19 protein-coding genes are annotated in these 15,740 nt (G+C 69.4%); 15 read left to right on the top strand and 4 right to left on the bottom strand.

Annotated elements, in window-relative coordinates; translation table 11 throughout:
- The first annotated feature begins 58 nt into the window (after positions 1-58).
- The 7 genes from clpS to rdgB all read left to right on the top strand — a co-directional run bounded on the left by clpS (position 59) and on the right by rdgB (position 5,138).
- A complete protein-coding gene (clpS, locus tag A6I89_RS18175) occupies positions 59-415 on the top strand; it encodes an ATP-dependent Clp protease adapter ClpS (protein WP_005513967.1) in 357 nt (118 codons plus the stop codon).
- Positions 416-463: 48 nt separating this feature from the next.
- On the top strand, positions 464-1,045 hold the full coding sequence (gene aosR / locus A6I89_RS18170; RefSeq protein WP_005513965.1) for an oxidative stress transcriptional regulator AosR: 582 nt from the start codon (positions 464-466) through the stop codon (positions 1,043-1,045).
- Positions 1,042-2,130 carry a P1 family peptidase gene (locus A6I89_RS18165; protein ID WP_022595240.1) on the top strand — a complete coding sequence of 363 codons (1,089 nt, stop codon included), beginning with the start codon at positions 1,042-1,044 and terminating at the stop codon, positions 2,128-2,130. Before aosR ends, A6I89_RS18165 begins: the two co-directional genes overlap by 4 nt.
- Positions 2,131-2,164: 34 nt before the next feature.
- The gene (locus tag A6I89_RS18160; protein ID WP_022595242.1) at positions 2,165-2,845 is read left to right on the top strand and encodes a rhomboid family intramembrane serine protease; all 681 of its coding nucleotides are present in this window, start codon (positions 2,165-2,167) and stop codon (positions 2,843-2,845) included.
- Positions 2,846-2,968: 123 nt separating this feature from the next.
- Positions 2,969-3,727, top strand: coding sequence for a cyclic nucleotide-degrading phosphodiesterase (locus A6I89_RS18155; protein WP_022595244.1), 759 nt, complete (start codon positions 2,969-2,971; stop codon positions 3,725-3,727).
- A 20-nt stretch (positions 3,728-3,747) separates the two neighbouring features.
- Positions 3,748-4,530 (top strand): ribonuclease PH, encoded by a 783-nt coding sequence (gene rph, locus A6I89_RS18150; RefSeq protein WP_005513956.1) that lies wholly within the window; start codon positions 3,748-3,750, stop codon positions 4,528-4,530.
- Positions 4,527-5,138 carry an RdgB/HAM1 family non-canonical purine NTP pyrophosphatase gene (rdgB, locus tag A6I89_RS18145; RefSeq protein WP_005513952.1) on the top strand — a complete coding sequence of 204 codons (612 nt, stop codon included), beginning with the start codon at positions 4,527-4,529 and terminating at the stop codon, positions 5,136-5,138. Before rph ends, rdgB begins: the two co-directional genes overlap by 4 nt.
- 79 nt (positions 5,139-5,217) lie before the next feature.
- On the opposite strand, the gene A6I89_RS18140 is transcribed toward rdgB, so the two are convergent.
- Positions 5,218-5,598, bottom strand: coding sequence for a DUF3817 domain-containing protein (locus A6I89_RS18140; RefSeq protein ID WP_013415656.1), 381 nt, complete (start codon positions 5,596-5,598; stop codon positions 5,218-5,220).
- Entirely contained in the window at positions 5,595-6,002 is a 408-nt protein-coding gene (locus A6I89_RS18135; protein ID WP_013415657.1) for a hypothetical protein, read from the bottom strand. Before A6I89_RS18135 ends, A6I89_RS18140 begins: the two co-directional genes overlap by 4 nt.
- 267 nt (positions 6,003-6,269) lie before the next feature.
- Here A6I89_RS18135 and rpsP point away from each other — a divergent pair, with 267 nt between their 5' ends.
- From rpsP to A6I89_RS18110, 5 genes are all read left to right on the top strand, one after another.
- Entirely contained in the window at positions 6,270-6,719 is a 450-nt protein-coding gene (gene rpsP, locus A6I89_RS18130) for a 30S ribosomal protein S16 (RefSeq protein ID WP_013415658.1), read from the top strand.
- Positions 6,719-6,961, top strand: a complete 243-nt coding sequence (locus tag A6I89_RS18125; RefSeq protein ID WP_005513947.1) for an RNA-binding protein — start codon at positions 6,719-6,721, stop codon at positions 6,959-6,961. The genes rpsP and A6I89_RS18125 overlap by 1 nt, the downstream gene beginning before the upstream one ends.
- Positions 6,962-6,967: 6 nt before the next feature.
- The gene (rimM, locus tag A6I89_RS18120; RefSeq protein WP_005513945.1) at positions 6,968-7,534 is read left to right on the top strand and encodes a ribosome maturation factor RimM; all 567 of its coding nucleotides are present in this window, start codon (positions 6,968-6,970) and stop codon (positions 7,532-7,534) included.
- Between the two features lie 10 nt (positions 7,535-7,544).
- Positions 7,545-8,243: a tRNA (guanosine(37)-N1)-methyltransferase TrmD gene (trmD, locus tag A6I89_RS18115; RefSeq protein WP_005513944.1), complete on the top strand. Its 699-nt coding sequence runs from the start codon at positions 7,545-7,547 to the stop codon at positions 8,241-8,243.
- A gap of 78 nt (positions 8,244-8,321) precedes the next feature.
- Entirely contained in the window at positions 8,322-9,755 is a 1,434-nt protein-coding gene (locus tag A6I89_RS18110) for a flavin monoamine oxidase family protein (RefSeq protein WP_022595249.1), read from the top strand.
- Here the strand turns inward: A6I89_RS18110 and A6I89_RS18105 are convergent.
- Positions 9,709-10,647, bottom strand: a complete 939-nt coding sequence (locus tag A6I89_RS18105) for a serine hydrolase (protein ID WP_022595250.1) — start codon at positions 10,645-10,647, stop codon at positions 9,709-9,711. The genes A6I89_RS18110 and A6I89_RS18105 overlap by 47 nt on opposite strands.
- Before the next feature lie 76 nt (positions 10,648-10,723).
- On the opposite strand from A6I89_RS18105, the gene A6I89_RS18100 reads away from it, so the two are divergent.
- Entirely contained in the window at positions 10,724-13,048 is a 2,325-nt protein-coding gene (locus A6I89_RS18100; protein WP_044990830.1) for a Tex family protein, read from the top strand.
- Positions 13,049-13,092: 44 nt separating this feature from the next.
- Here the strand turns inward: A6I89_RS18100 and A6I89_RS18095 are convergent, their stop codons facing one another.
- Positions 13,093-13,764, bottom strand: coding sequence for a GAP family protein (locus A6I89_RS18095; protein ID WP_013415662.1), 672 nt, complete (start codon positions 13,762-13,764; stop codon positions 13,093-13,095).
- A 110-nt stretch (positions 13,765-13,874) separates the two neighbouring features.
- On the opposite strand from A6I89_RS18095, the gene A6I89_RS18090 reads away from it, so the two are divergent.
- Both A6I89_RS18090 and A6I89_RS18085 read left to right on the top strand, forming a co-directional pair.
- On the top strand, positions 13,875-14,849 hold the full coding sequence (locus A6I89_RS18090) for a formylglycine-generating enzyme family protein (protein WP_005513939.1): 975 nt from the start codon (positions 13,875-13,877) through the stop codon (positions 14,847-14,849).
- Entirely contained in the window at positions 14,849-15,733 is an 885-nt protein-coding gene (locus A6I89_RS18085) for a hypothetical protein (protein ID WP_044990839.1), read from the top strand. The genes A6I89_RS18090 and A6I89_RS18085 overlap by 1 nt, the downstream gene beginning before the upstream one ends.
- Positions 15,734-15,740 lie beyond the last annotated feature (7 nt).

Below are 15,740 nucleotides of genomic sequence, written 5' to 3'. Positions count from 1 at the left end.
ACGATTCGGGCCCCGGCCGCGGGTGTCGGGTTCGATGGCTACGCCGTACCCTGGACCCATGGCGCCGTGTTCGACGATGACAACTTTCCCGACGACACTCCCGGTCGGCAAGATGCCCGCTGCAGCGCCCCAGGTCTCGCCCGCGGAGGCCGAGATCGAGGAGACGGTCGAGGCGCAGGATCGCCCCTGGGTAACCGTCGTCTGGGACGACCCGGTCAACCTCATGCACTACGTGACGTACATCTTCCAGAAGCTCTTCGGCTACAGCAAAGCCAAGGCGACGGATCTGATGATGCAGGTTCACAAGGAAGGCAAAGCGGTCGTATCCAGCGGTTCTCGCGATAAAGTCGAGAACGATGTCCGGAAACTTCACGCCGCCGGCCTGTGGGCGACGATGCAGCGGGACGACAGCTAGACCCTCCTCCATCCATCCCTCTCGACGGTAAGGATCCCGGGTACAGACGTGCGGACTTGGACCAGGAAGAACTCGCTCGGCGGACTGAAACTCCGTTCGGAGATGGACGCCCACGAGGCGGCGGTGCTGAGGTCTCTGGTGACCTCGGTGTCCGGACTCCTCGAGGAGCGCGCGGCGTCGGCGCCCACCGACGAACTGGCTGCTCTCACGGGACTGCGGACCGGCAACTCCGAAACCCCGTCGGACGAGGTGCTCGCCCGGCTGCTGCCGGACTTCCAACGTCCGGACCCGGACAAGGCCGACTCCGGCGACGACACCGAGCGCGGCAACGTCAACAGCGCACTGCGCAGCCTCCACGAGCCCGACATCATCGACGACAAGCTCGCCGCCGGATCCGTCATCCTGCAGACCGTTCCCGCCGAGGGCGGCAAGGTCGTCCTCACGCCCGAGCAGGCGGACGCGTGGCTGGCCGGACTCAACGACGTCCGCCTCGCGCTCGGCACGAACCTCGGCATCGACTCCGACACCCCCGACGAGGTGGACCCGGACGATCCGCGGGCCCCGCACTACGACGTCTACCACTGGTTGACGTGGATGCAGGACTCCCTCGTCCAGGCGCTGATCGCGTGACGGCGCCCGGCACGTCGGTCCGGACCGGACCGACCGATTCGCTGTGCGACGTGACGGGCGTTCTGGTCGGTCACGACTACGTCCTCGACACGGACGCGACCCTCGGGGCGGGGGGCGCCACCGGATGCACCGTCGTGCTGGCGCCGGCGGGCGCAACCGCGGGCGTGGACGTCCGCGGGGGCGGCCCCGGCACCCGCGAAACCGACCTGCTCGACCCCAGCCACTCCGTGCAGCAGGTGCACGCGGTGCTGCTCTCCGGTGGCAGCGCGTACGGGCTGGCCGCTGCCGACGGCGTCATGCGATGGCTCGAGGAGCACCAGCACGGCATCCCGATGGGCGCGCCCGGCCAGGTCGTCCCGATCGTGCCGGGCGCGGTCGTGTTCGATCTGCCCGTCGGCGACTGGCGGATCCGGCCCACCGCCGACTTCGGCTACCGGGCCGCGGACCGCGCGGCCACGAACGTCACGACCGGCTGCGTCGGCGCCGGCACCGGCGCCCGGGCAGGCGTGCTCAAGGGCGGAGTCGGCACCGCGAGCGCCGTCATCGAGGGTGGCCCGGCCGACGGCATCACGGTGTCGGCGCTGCTGGTCGCGAATCCGGTGGGCTCCGTGTGGGATCCGGAGACGGGACTGCCGTGGGGACTTTCCCTCGCGGACGCCGAACGGCGCGGCATGCGTCTGCCGTCCCCCGAGGAGTTGGCCGCCGCGAACGCGCTGGCCGCGAAGGGCACGGTGCTCAACACGACCATCGGCGTCGTCGCCACCGACGCGAAGCTGTCGAAGGCGTCGTGCCGCCGGGTCGCGGTCGCGGGGCACGACGGCATGGCTCGGGCGATCCGGCCCGCGCATTCCCCGCTCGACGGCGACACGATCTTCGCCCTCGCCACCGGAACCCACGAGACGCCGCTGCCCGACGGTGTCCCCGCGGCGTTCCCGCGCGAACTGCCGATCCTCGACGCGGTGTGCACTGCCGCGGCGCAGTGCGTCGAACGGGCGATCGTCGATGCGATCCTCTCGGCCACCACCGTTGCCGGGATCCCCGGCTACCGGGACGTGTTCCCGTCGGCGTTCGGGACCTCCGGCTAGGCGGCGGGCACCGTTCGCCACCGGTCGCCGGTCGGTGGTGGTCGGTACGCTCGGTTCCGTGAGCACCGGATCCGAAGTTCGCGTGACCCCGCCCCGCGTTCCGCGCCCGCTGTGGCAGCGGGCCGCGATGACCGTCGGCGGGTTCGCGGTCGTCCTCTACGTCCTGGAGGCGTTCGACACGATCGCGCCGAAGAACCCACTGGACCAGTGGGGAGTCGAACCGCGCACGCTCGACGGTTTGTGGGGAATCCTCTTCGCCCCCATGCTGCACTACGGGTGGGGCCACCTGCTGGCCAACACCGTGCCGCTGCTCGTCCTCGGCTTCCTGGTGCTGATGTCGGGCATCGGTCGCGGCCTCGCCGCAACCGGGATCATCTGGGTGATCGGTGGCGTCGGCACATGGTTGACCGGTGGCGTCGGAACCGCGCATCTCGGCGCCTCCGTGCTGATCTTCGGGTGGCTCACCTTCCTGCTGGTACGCGGCATCTTCACGAGAAGTTTCGGGCAGATCGCGCTCGGCGTGGCGGTGCTGTTCGTCTACGGCGGCATGCTCTGGGGCGTGCTGCCCGGGCAGTACGGAATCTCGTGGCAGGGCCACCTGTTCGGCGCGATCGGCGGTGTCGTCGCCGCCTGGATCCTGTCCGCCGACGCCCGCAAGGGCGCTCCGGCGGCCGGGACGATCGGTTCCGCCGGGAGCGCGCGGCCGCTGCGCTGACTCGACCGTCACACCGCCGACCAGCGTATCGACGCATCACAATCGCGCGTCGAATGTGAGTTGACGCCACCGAAAGTGCCCGAAGCTTTTTGAGATCCGGGTACGCGTGGCAGCATAGTTTGCATGCGCATTACGGTCCTGGGATGTTCGGGCAGCGTCTCCGGACCCGACTCGGCTGCTTCGGGCTACTTGTTGACCGCTCCCGGCACTCCGCCGGTCGTCATGGATTTCGGGCCCGGCGTCCTCGGCGCCCTGCAGAAGCACGCCGATCCCGGCGAGGCCACGATCCTGCTCTCGCACCTGCACGCCGACCACTGCCTCGACATGCCCGGCCTGCTCGTCTGGCGGCGCTACCATCCCACCCCGCCGAGCGGACGCGCACTCGTCTACGGCCCGACCGACAGCGCGTGCCGCATCGGGGTGGCATCGGCCGAGTGCGGCGGTGAACTCGACGACATCTCCGACACCATCGATCTGCGCAGCTGGTCCGACGGCCACGTCGCCGAGATCGGCGAGATCGCGGTCCAGGCGTTCCGGGTGAACCATCCGCCGGAGTCCTACGGTTTCCGCGTCACCAGCAAGGCCGGACGGGTCCTCGCGTACACCGGCGACACCGGCATGTGCGACGCCGTCGTCGACCTGGCACGCGACGCCGACGTGCTGCTGTCCGAGGCGTCGTGGACGCACAGCCCCGACCGCCCCGAGGGCATCCATCTCTCCGGCACCGAGGCCGGCCGGGTCGCCGCCCGGGCCGGCGTCGGCGAACTCCTGCTCACCCACATCCCGCCGTGGACGTCCCGCGAGGACGTCATCGCCGAGGCGAAGGCCGAGTTCTCCGGCCCGGTGCATGCCGTGTCGGCCGGGGACGTCTACACCGTCTGACCCCGACTAGGCTCTCGGTCGTGACGACACGAGAAGACGGTAGGACGGACGACGAACTCCGCGAGGTTCGGATCACCCGAGGATTCACCAACCATCCCGCAGGGTCGGTGCTGGTCGAGTTCGGCAACACGCGGGTCATGTGCACCGCGAGCGTCGAAGAAGGTGTGCCGCGCTGGCGGAAGGGTTCGGGGCTGGGCTGGCTCACCGCCGAGTACGCGATGCTGCCCGCGGCCACCCACACGCGCAGCGGTCGCGAGTCGGTCAAGGGCAAGGTCGGCGGGCGCACGCAGGAGATCAGTCGGCTGGTCGGCCGCTCGCTGCGCGCCTGCATCGATCTCGCCGCGATCGGTGAGAACACCATCGCGATCGACTGCGACGTGTTGCAGGCCGACGGTGGTACCCGCACCGCCGCCATCACCGGCGCCTACGTCGCGCTCGTCGACGCCGTGACGTACCTGCGCGCCGCGGGCCGCCTCGCGGACCCGCAGCCGATCTCGTGCGCCATCGCCGCGGTCAGCGTCGGCGTCGTCGACGGCCGGGTCCGGCTGGACCTGCCGTACGAGGAGGATTCGCGCGCGGAGGTCGACATGAACGTCGTCGCGACCGACACGGGCACGCTCGTCGAGATCCAGGGGACCGGCGAGGGGGCGACGTTCCCGCGCTCGACGCTCGACAAGCTGCTCGACTCCGCGCTCGCCGGCTGCGAACAGCTGTTCGCGATCCAGCAGGCCGCACTCGCCGAGCCGTACCCGGGCGTGCTGCCCGAGGCGACCGAGCCCAAGAAGAAGGCGTTCGGCAGTTGAGCGGGAAGATCCTGGTCGCCAGCCGGAATGCCAAGAAGCTCGGTGAGCTCCGTCGCGTCCTGGCGGCCGCCGGAATCGAGGGCCTCGAGGTGATCGGGCTCGACGAGGTACCGGAGTTTCCCGAGACCCCGGAGACCGGCGCGACGTTCGAGGCCAACGCGATCGTCAAGGCCGTGGACGGCGCGGCGGCCACCGGGCTGCCGTGCGTCGCCGACGACTCCGGACTCGAGGTCGACGCGCTGAACGGGATGCCCGGCGTGCTGTCGGCGCGGTGGAGCGGTCGTCACGGCGACGACGACGCCAACACCGCGCTGCTGCTCGGACAGCTGGCGGACGTGCCCGACGAGCGACGCGGTGCGGCGTTCGTGTCGGCGTGCGCACTCGCCATCCCCGGACAGGACACCGTCGTCGTGCGGGGCGAATGGCGTGGGCGGATCGTGCGAGAGCCTCGCGGTGACAATGGCTTCGGCTATGACCCCGTATTCGAGCCCGAGGGTGACCGGCGCACGTCGGCGGAGCTGTCCCCGCAGGAGAAGGACGCCGCGTCGCACCGCGGCCTCGCGCTGGCTCAGCTGGTGCCGGCTCTCGCGGCGCTGGCCCACGGCTGACCGCGAACCTCACAGACACGCGCAGGGCCCGTCCGATCGGACGGGCCCTGCGCGTGTCTGTGGGTGCGGTGGCGCCGCTTCAGACGCCGAAGTCCTTCTTGACCTGCTGGGTGCGCCAGTGCTCGACGAAGAACGACAGGAACGGGATGGTGCCGGCGAGCAGCGTGCCGATCGTGCGACCCGCGGGCCAGCGCACCTTCACCGCGAGGTCGATGGTGAGGATCAGGTACACGAAGTAGACCCAGCCATGGACGATCGCGATCCAGGTGGGGAGGTTGTCGACGCTGAAGATGTACTTCGCGACCATCTCGGCCGTGAGGACGAGAAGCCAGATACCCGTCGCGTAGGCGAGAACGCGGTAGCGAAGCAGGGCCGACGCGATCTTCTTGTTGTCCTGCGGCGTGGGCGCCGCTGCGGTCGCGGTCTGCTGTGGGGTGGTCTCGTGGGGGCCGCCGCTCACTTGTCGCTCCTATCGGGCTCGCGAGCGGAGAGCTCGGCGAGGTAATCGTTGTACTCGAGCATCTGCCGGGCGTCGGAGTCGTCGAAATCGCTGGGGTCGGTCGTGGTCGGCGCTTTGGGGCGCTCCGGGAGGAGCCCCTCGGGGACCTCCGTGGGTTCTCCGTCCGCGGTGCCGGCTCCGCCGACCTGGGCGTCGCCGTCCTCGAGCTGCACGAAGCGTCGGTACGCGTACACGACGAACGCCGCGAAGAGCGGCCACTGGAATGCGTAGCCGAGGTTCTGGCCGGTGCCGCCGACGGACTCGAAACGCATCCATTGCCACCAGCCGAGCGCCAGGCATCCGAGCGATGCGACGACGACCAGCACGATCAGTGCCGGCCGGCTTTTTCGACGAGTTCGGGCCACACTTCGACGGTACCCGAGGTGAGGCTGGTCCCCGTAGGGGTCCTCGGTGGTTCTGGTCACCTGAGCTGCGGCGCAGCGGTCGCGTGGACTGCGTTTCCGTTCGCGGTGGGTCGTCTGGCAGAATCAACCGCTGTTCGTCGCATCCGGTTACGTACCGCGCGGCGGTCACAGGAGAGAGGCAAAACCGGACTCACCATCCTGGTGGGTCGCTGAATTGCACGTGACATGTGCGCACAGGTGTGCGTGCTGAAGGAGATGCACAGCGTAATGGCTGTCAAGATCAAGCTCACCCGCCTCGGCAAGATCCGCAACGCGCAGTACCGGATCATCGTCGCGGATTCCCGCACCCGCCGTGACGGCCGTGCGATCGAGACCATCGGCAAGTACCACCCGAAGGAAGAGCCGTCTCTGATCGAGATCGACTCGGAGCGCGCACAGTACTGGCTGGGCGTCGGCGCGCAGCCGACCGAGCCCGTCGAGGCCCTGCTCAAGATCACGGGCGACTGGCAGAAGTTCAAGGGTCTGCCGGGCGCCGAGGGCACCCTGCGCACCAAGGAAGCCAAGCCCACCAAGCTGGAGCTGTTCCAGGCTGCGCTGGCGCAGGCCGAGAACGAGCCGGTCTCCGAGGCCATCACCCCCAAGAAGAAGAAGGCCGCCAAGGAAGAGGCCGCGGAGGCTCCCGCTGCCGACGCCGAGTCCGCCGAGGCTGCCGAGTAATGAGCGCCGTTGTCGCCGATGCCGTCGAGCATCTCGTCCGTGGGATCGTCGCCAACCCCGACGACGTTCGCGTCGAGCTGATCACGGGGCGTCGGGGACGTACCGTCGAGGTGCATGTGCACCCCGACGATCTCGGTAAGGTGATCGGTCGCGGTGGTCGTACCGCGACCGCCCTGCGGACCCTCGTCTCCGGTATCGGAGGCCGCGGAATCCGCGTCGACGTCGTCGACACCGATCTGTAGTACGCAGTGGAACTCGTCGTAGGCCGCGTCGCCAAGTCGCACGGCATCAGGGGAGAGCTGGTCGTCGAGGTTCGTACGGACGAACCCGAGGAGCGCTTCGCCGTCGGTGCCGAACTGCGTGGCCGCAAGCCGCGCGAGAACAAGCTGCACACATACACGGTGGAAGCCGCCCGGGAGCATTCCGGGCGGCTTCTGCTGCGCCTCGAGGGCGTAGCCGATCGCACCGCGGCGGACAATCTGCGCGGCACGCTGTTCGTGATCGACACCGCTGATCTCACCCCGTCCGACGATCCGGACGAGTTCTACGATCACGAGCTCGAGGGGTTGACCGTGCGGATGGCCGCCGGCCGCCCCGATGCCGGCACTCCGGTGGGCACCGTGCTCGAGGTATTGCATTCTGCGGCAGGTGAATTGCTGTCGATCCGCCCGGAGGGGCAGACATCCGGCGAACTGCTCGTCCCGTTCGTCACGGCGATCGTGCCCACCGTCTCGGTGGCCGACGGCCTCATCGAGATCGATCCGCCGGAGGGCTTGCTGGACCCCGACTTCGGCGACAGCCGCAACGAGGAGTGACCGAACCACCGTGCGTCTCGACGTAGTCACGATCTTCCCCGAGTACCTCGAGCCGCTCCGTGCGGCGCTCCTGGGCAAGGCGATCGACAAGGGGCTGATCTCCGTCGGCGTCCACGACCTGCGACGCTGGACCCACGATGTACACAAAGCCGTCGACGACTCGCCTTACGGAGGCGGCCCCGGCATGGTCATGAAGCCGACCGTGTGGGGCGACGCGCTCGACGAGGTCCTCACCGACGAGAACGGCGAGCCCGATTCCGAGGCCCTCCTCGTGGTGCCGACCCCCGCCGGTGTGCCCTTCACTCAGGCCACCGCCCACCGCTGGGCGGAAGAGAAGCACCTGGTCTTCGCGTGCGGACGGTACGAGGGCATCGACCAGCGCGTGTTCGACGACGCTGCCCGTCGGGTGCGGGTCGAGGAGGTCTCGATCGGCGACTACGTCCTCATCGGCGGCGAGGCCGCGGTCCTCGTCATGGTCGAGGCCGTCGTCCGCCTGCTCCCGGGTGTGCTCGGCAATCAGCAGTCCCACCAAGAGGATTCGTTCTCCGACGGCCTCCTCGAAGGGCCGAGCTACACCCGTCCCGTCAGCTGGCGCGGGCTCGACGTCCCGCCGATCCTCCTGTCGGGGGATCACGCCAAGGTCGCGGCGTGGCGGCGGGAGCAGTCGCTGCAGCGGACGGCCGAGCGTCGTCCCGATCTCCTTTCCTGATCGGTTCCCGATCGGTTTCGCCGGGCCTTTGACCTGGAGTGGGTCACACGAGTAGGCAGGAACTCGAGGTGACCGGCAATGACAGACGTCGACTTTTGCGTGGTGGGAGCTGGGTTCGCGGGTCTGACTGCGGCTCTGCGCCTGAAACAGGCGGGCCGCTCCGTGGTCCTGCTCGACGCCCGGGACCGCATCGGCGGGCGCACCTTCACCGAGACCCGCGCCGACGGAACCTGGATCGACCGGGGCGGTGCGTGGGTCGGCCCCGGCCAGGACCGCATCCTCGCGTTGATGTCCGAGTTCGGGGTGTCGAGGTACAAGCAGTACACCGGTGGCGACGCGATGATGGTGGTCGACGGTAGGAAGTACCGCTATCAGGGCACGATCCCGATGACGATGAGTCCGTGGGCGGTCGCGAATCTCGGCACGGTCTTTCTCGAACTCGGGGAACTGTGCAAGACCGTTCCACTCGACGCGCCGTGGGAGGCGAAGCGGGCGGTCGAATGGGACCGGATCAGTCTCGCGAAGTGGCTGGACGACAATGTGCTGTCGAAGCCGGCGCGCCAACTGCTCGAGATGGCGATCGCCGGGTGCTACACGTCCGCGGCGTCGGAGGTGTCCTTCCTGTTCGTGCTGTATCAGATGGCGTCCGGCGGTGGCCCGGGATTCGTCCTGGGGGTCGCGGACGCGGCACAGGACTCCCGCCCTGTCGGCGGCATGGGGGCGATCTATCGGCCCATGGCCGCCGAACTCGGTCGCTCCCTGCACCTTTCGCAGCCTGTGCACACGATCGCGCAGGACGCCTCCGGTGTCACCGTCACCACCGACCACGTGTCGGTCCGGGCGCGGCGGGCCATCGTTGCGGTGCCGATCGCGGTGGCCGGGCAGATTCGGTACGAGCCGCTGCTCCCGGTCGACCGGACGTTCCTGCACCAGCGGATGCCGAGCGGTGCGATCCGGAAGATCTCGGTCGTCTACGACGAACCGTTCTGGCGCGCCGACGGCCTGTCGGGGCAGTCCGCCGCGCCCGACTCGCCGGCGATGGTGACGATCGACGCGGGTACGGACGCGCCGCGGCCGGGGGTGTTGTGTGTGATCGTCGAGGGGCCTCGTGCGCGGGAGTTGGGCAGGCTCGCGGCGTCGGAGCGTCGCACCGCGGTTCTCGGTGCCCTCGCCGAACGGTTCGGCCACGACGCGGCCACTCCTGTCGACTATATCGAGCAGGACTGGAGCGCCGAAAGGTACTCCGGCGGAGGCATGCTCAGCCATGCACCCACCGGGGTGCTCACCGAGTTCGGCCCTGCGCTGCGGTCGCCGTGTGGGCGCATCCACTGGGCCGGCACGGAGAGTTCCGCGGTGATGTGCGGATGGGTCGACGGCGCGGTGCGTTCGGGGGAGCGGGCCGCCCGCGAGGTGCTCGCGGCCGACGACCCGGTGCACGCCGGGCGCAGCCGGCGCGAGGAACGGCCTAGGCGATCCGCTGCAGCGGGAACACCGTTCGCACGACGTCGGTGACGGTTTCGCGGGCGTGGGCCGCGCTGACGTCGTCCACCGCCGCAGTCAGGGACGTGTCGGGGTAGTCGGCGTCGTCGTCGCCGTAGTCGAGGTCCTCCCGGGAGACGACGACCAGCACGTAGCGGTCGTCCTCGCCGAGGATGCCCGTCGACACGTGGGTCCAGCGGTCGTCGATGCAGCACATCCAGCCCTGCTTGACGGCGAGCGTGGTCTCCGCACCGAGGCCGTCGGGCAGGCCGAAGCGTTGGTCGTAGCCCTCGGTGGAGGTGGCGTTCGAGGCACGCAGGTGCGTGAGGATCTCGGTGCGCCGGCCGTCGTCGAGTCCGCCGCGCCCGTCGAGCAGTCCCGCGTAGTAGTCGACGAGGTCGGCGGGGGTGGTCTCGGTGTTCCACCAGTTGTCGTCGTACGGCGTGGTGGTCGCGGTGAGGTGGTATCGGCCCACGACGTCCTCGACGATCTCGGGACCGCCGTACTCGTTCCACAGTGTGTTCGCGGCGTCGTCGTCGGAGCGTTCGAGCATCCGGCCGATGAGGTCGTGCTCCTCGGGGGTGAGCTCGTGTTCGGCGCGGGCCTCGCGGAACAGCACGTCGTCGGCGATGAAGAGCTTGACGACCGAGGCGGTGGGAAACGACGTGGCGTCCGCGACCGCGGAGTACGTGCCCTCCCGCCGGTCGAGGAGCGCGATCGATACGTCGGCGCCGCGGGCGAGTGCGTCGTCCACCGCCCGGGTCATCCGCTCGTCGAGCGTGCCCGCCGGCGTCTCGGTGACCGTCTGCACGGTGTCGGCGGCGAACGCTGCCGCCGGGTCGTTGGGGTCGTGGGTGAACATGCAGCCCGCGGCCAGCAGAGCGGTCGCGCAGGCCCCCGCGAGGCGCCAGCGCACCCTCGCCATCGGGTCCTCCAGGTAGATCTCGGCGGGCGGCCTCGTTGCCGACGCTCACGACAGGCTAGCGGTAGGGTCGTTCGCCGTGACGACTGCTCTCAAATCTGTGAACCACCGCATCGCCGAGGAGCTCGACGTACGGGAGGGGCAGGTCGCTGCGGCGGTCGACCTCCTCGACGGTGGGGCGACCGTTCCGTTCGTTGCGCGTTACCGCAAGGAGGTCACCGGCGGTCTGGACGACGCCCAGTTGCGCCAGCTCGAGGAGCGGCTGCGTTACCTGCGTGAACTCGACGAGCGTCGTATCGCGATCCTCGAATCGATCCGCTCGCAGGACAAGCTCGACGACCAACTCGAGCAGCAGATCATGCTCGCCGACACCAAGGCGCGTCTCGAGGACATCTACCTGCCGTACAAGCCGAAGCGGCGCACCAAGGCACAGATCGCGCGTGAGGCCGGCCACGAGCCGGTGGCGGACGCGCTGATCGGCGATCCGACGATCGATCCCGCCGGCTACGACGCCGAGCAGCTCGACGGCGCCCGCGCGATTCTCGTCGAGCGGTTCGCCGAGGACGCCGACCTGGTCGGTGAGCTGCGCGAGCTGATGTGGACCCGTGGCCAGGTCGAGTCGGCGGTCCGCAAGGGCAAGGAGACCGAGGGCGCCAAGTTCGCGGACTACTTCGAGTTCTCCGAACCGTTCGAGAAGCTGCCGTCGCACCGCATCCTCGCGATGTTCCGCGGCGAGAAGGAAGAGATCCTCTCACTGACCCTCGCGTCCGACCGTGAGCCGCTCGAGCCCGGCGAGACCAGCGTCTACGAGGCTCGGATCGCCTCCCGGTTCGGTATCGCCGACCGGGGGCGTGCGGCCGACCGCTGGCTGCTCGACACCGTTCGTTGGGCGTGGAAGACGAAGATGCTCATCACGCTGGGCATCGACACCCGCATGCGCCTGCGGCAGTCCGCCGAGAAGGACGCGGTCGACGTGTTCGCTGCAAACCTCAAGGATCTGCTGCTCGCGGCCCCGGCGGGTACGCGCGCCACCATGGGCCTGGATCCGGGCTTCCGCACCGGCACGAAGGTCGCCGTCGTCGACGCGACCGGCAAGGTCGTCGCGCACGACACGATCTACCCGCACCAGCCGCACAACAAGTGGGATCAGGCACTGGCGACGCTCGCGGCACTCGCCGCCAAACACGGTGTCGACCTCGTCGCGATCGGCAACGGCACCGCGTCGCGTGAAACGGACGCGCTTGCCGCGGAACTGATCTCGAAGTTCCCGCAGGCCGGGCTGACGAAGGTCATGGTGTCGGAGGCGGGCGCGTCGGTGTATTCGGCTTCGGCGTACGCGTCGCAGGAACTGCCCGATCTCGACGTCTCGATCCGTGGCGCCGTGTCGATCGCGCGGCGCCTGCAGGACCCGCTGGCCGAGCTGGTGAAGATCGACCCCAAGTCGATCGGCGTCGGGCAGTACCAGCACGACGTGTCCGAGACGATGCTCGCGCGCTCGCTCGGGGCGGTCGTCGAGGACGCCGTGAACGCGGTCGGCGTCGATGTGAACACCGCATCGGTGCCGCTGCTGTCCCGGGTGTCGGGCATCGCCGGTTCGCTCGCCGAGAGCATCGTCGCCTACCGCGACCAGAACGGGCCGTTCCGCAGCCGCAAGGGACTCAAGGACGTCCCGCGTCTGGGCCCGAAGGCGTTCGAGCAGTGCGCCGGCTTCCTGCGGATCCGGGGCGGCGACGACCCGCTCGACGCGTCGGCCGTACACCCGGAGGCCTACCCGGTGGTGCGCCGGATCGTGCAGTCCTCCGGGTCGGCGGTGGGGGAGCTGATCGGCAACACGGCCCTCCTGCAGAAGCTGCAGCCGACGGACTTCGTCGACGAGAAGTTCGGTCTGCCGACCGTCACCGACATCATCGCCGAGCTGGACAAGCCGGGCCGCGACCCGCGCCCCGAGTTCAAGACGGCGACCTTCGCGGCGGGCATCGAAAAGGTCGCACACCTGAAGCCGGGCATGGTGCTCGAGGGCGTCGTCACCAACGTCGCCGCCTTCGGGGCCTTCGTGGACGTCGGGGTGCACCAGGACGGTCTGGTCCACGTGTCGGCGATGTCGCGCACCTTCGTCAGCGACCCGCGCGAAGTGGTGAAGTCCGGCGACGTCGTCAAGGTCAAGGTTCTGGAGGTGGATGTCGAGCGTCAGCGCATCGGCTTGACGCTGCGCCTGGACGACGAGGTCGGCGCCGCCGCCCCGAAGGGTGGCCAGGGCGGCCGGGGCCCGCGACCGAACGGTCAGGGCGGTGGCCGGCGACAGGGCGGGCAGCGGCAGGGCGGGCAGGGCCGGGACCGTCGCGACGATCGTCCCGCGAGCGGCTCGATGGCGGATGCGCTGCGCAAGGCCGGCTTCGGGAAGTGACACGCGCGACGGGCGTCCTGCTGTGAGCGGGGCGCCCGTCGGCGTCAGTACCCGCCGATGCCCTTGCCGATCAGGGACACACCGATCACGAGCAGGAGCACCGCCATCACCGCGGCGTTGTTGGCGGTGAGCCACACCTTCAGGCCCTGCAGCCACGACGTCGCCCGCTCGCGCATCGTGAAGTAGCCGACGACCGGGACGGCGACCGTGCTCGCGGCGAGGATCGTGAACACGACACCGGTGACGGTCTTCGCGCCGACCCCGACATCGAGTTGGCTGACGGCGACGGCGGCGCCGACGATCATCAGCAGGTTCTTCGGATTGATCGCGGACAGCCCCACGCCCAGCGCGAGAGCCTTTCCCGGGGTGACCTTGTCGATCGCGGCCAGCCACGCCGGCATGCTCGGCTCCTCGCCGGGCGCAGGACGAGTCCGCCACTGCTTGACGGCGAGCGCGAGCAGCAGCACACCGAGCACGAGCCGGATGGTTGCCGTGACAGCGTTCCCGTCCGAATTCGACGACAGGTCGATCGCGCTGCCGATCGCCACGAAGACCACGTACCCGACGGCGATCCCGAGAATCCAACCGGCGAGAAAGGCCGTCGCGGTGCTCCCTGCCCGCGGCGTGAGCAACATCAGGATCGTCGCGATGATCGGGATCGGGCTGATCGCGACGCCGATCGCGAGGGGGAGCACATCCCCGATGGCGGTACCCATGACGGGATGATCGCAGCACCGGATGTGGACGCGCCCCACCCTCGACGGGTGAAACGCCGGATCCCGCTCCGGCTTTCGTGACGCACCCGCAGGTGGAATGCTCGTGAACCATGCAGCCGATCGCATCTGTGGGCACTGATCCGTCCCGCGCGCCGAAGAACATGGTGTGGGTTCCCGGGGGAACGTTCTGGATGGGCTCCGAGGACTTCTATCCGGAGGAGCGCCCCGTCCACGAGGTCGGTGTGGACGGTTTCTGGATGGACACCCATCAGGTGACGGTGGCCGAGTTCCGGCGGTTCGTGAAGGCGACCGGTCACGTCACGACCGCGGAGACCGCGCCCGACCCTGCCGACTACCCCGACGCCGATCCCGCGCTGCTCGTCCCCGGTTCACTCGTCTTCACCCCGCCCGCGCAACCGGTGTCGCTCGACGACTACCAGCAGTGGTGGTCGTGGGTGCCGGGGGCGGACTGGCGCCACCCCGAAGGCCCGGGCAGCAACGTCGGGGGCCGCGAGCGGCATCCCGTCACCCACGTCTCGTACTCCGACGCGCAGGCGTATGCCGCGTGGGCGGGCAAGACACTGCCCACCGAGGCCGAGTGGGAGTTCGCGGCCCGCGGCGGTCTCGACCGAAAGACGTTCGTGTGGGGCGACGAGTTCACTCCCGACGGCCGGCACCAGGCCAACACGTGGCAGGGACAGTTCCCGTGGCAGAACCTCGCCGAGGACGGTTTCGTCGGCACGTCACCGGTCGGGACGTTCCGGCCCAACGGCTACGGCCTCGTCGACGTCGCGGGCAACGTGTGGGAGTGGACCACCGACTTCCACACCGCCGACCACGGTGCGTCGGGCAAGAACGTGGCACCCGCGTCGTCGTGCTGCATTCCCCGCAATCCGCGGGTCGAGATCGGTGAGGTGCAGGCCGGCGAGGCGTACCCGCGGCGCGTGATCAAGGGCGGCTCGCACCTGTGCGCCCCCAACTACTGCCTGCGCTACCGGCCCGCCGCGCGTCAGGGCGAGACCGAGGAGACGTCGACCTGCCACATCGGCTTCCGGTGCATCGTCCGCGGACCCGGACCGTCCTGATGGAGCACTGGCTGGATCGGGAGATCGTCGCGAACGGACGCCTTCCGCTGCTCTTCTTTCTGGTCGGCTTCCTGCTCGCCTTCGTCTTCATCCGGATCAGCGTGCGGATGATCCGGGCCGAGGTGCGCTGGTGGCCGGGGAACATCACTCCCGGCGGCCATCACATCCACCACGTCGTGTTCGGGGTCGTGACGATGTTCGCGTCCGGGATCGCCCTGATCGCGGTGTACGAGAACGCGTCGCAGGGCGCCGGGGCGGTGCTGGCGACCTTCTTCGGGATCGGCTCCGCGCTGGTGCTCGACGAGTTCGCGCTGATCTTCTATCTCAAGGACGTGTACTGGTCCGATCAGGGACGGGCGTCGGTGGACGCCGTCTTCGTCGCGCTCGCCGTCACCGGTCTGCTGCTGCTCGGGTTCCAGCCACTGGAGCTGCTCGACATCACCGAGTGGCGCGAGAATCCACACCTCGCCGTCCGGGCCGCACTCGTCGGACTCGTCGTCGTCAACCTCGGCCTCGCCGCGATCGTCATCGCCAAGGGCAAGATCTGGACCGGTCTGGTGGGGATGTTCGTCTTCCCGATCCTGCTGGTCGGCGCGATCCGGCTGAGCCGGCCGGGTGCGCCGTGGGCGAGATGGCGGTACGTGTCGAGGCCGCGTCGCATGCGACGCGCGATCGAACGGGAGAAGCGGTTCCGGCGGCCGATGATCCGCGCCAAGATCTACGTGCAGGATCTCGTCGCGGGCAAACCCAGCGTCGAGCACGCACTGACGGCGACCGAGGAGGAGCTGGAACGGATCGTGCAGGCGGCACCCGCGCCGATTTCCGCGCACGCCGGGACGTCTGGCACAATGGTCGGGTTGCCTGTCGAGGGCGACTCAACCTGATCCGAGC

This window comes from Prescottella equi (assembly GCF_002094305.1).
GTDB lineage: Bacteria > Actinomycetota > Actinomycetes > Mycobacteriales > Mycobacteriaceae > Prescottella > Prescottella equi.
The sequence above is the reverse complement of the archived record's forward strand: the minus strand, read 5'-3'. Positions and strand labels throughout refer to the sequence as shown.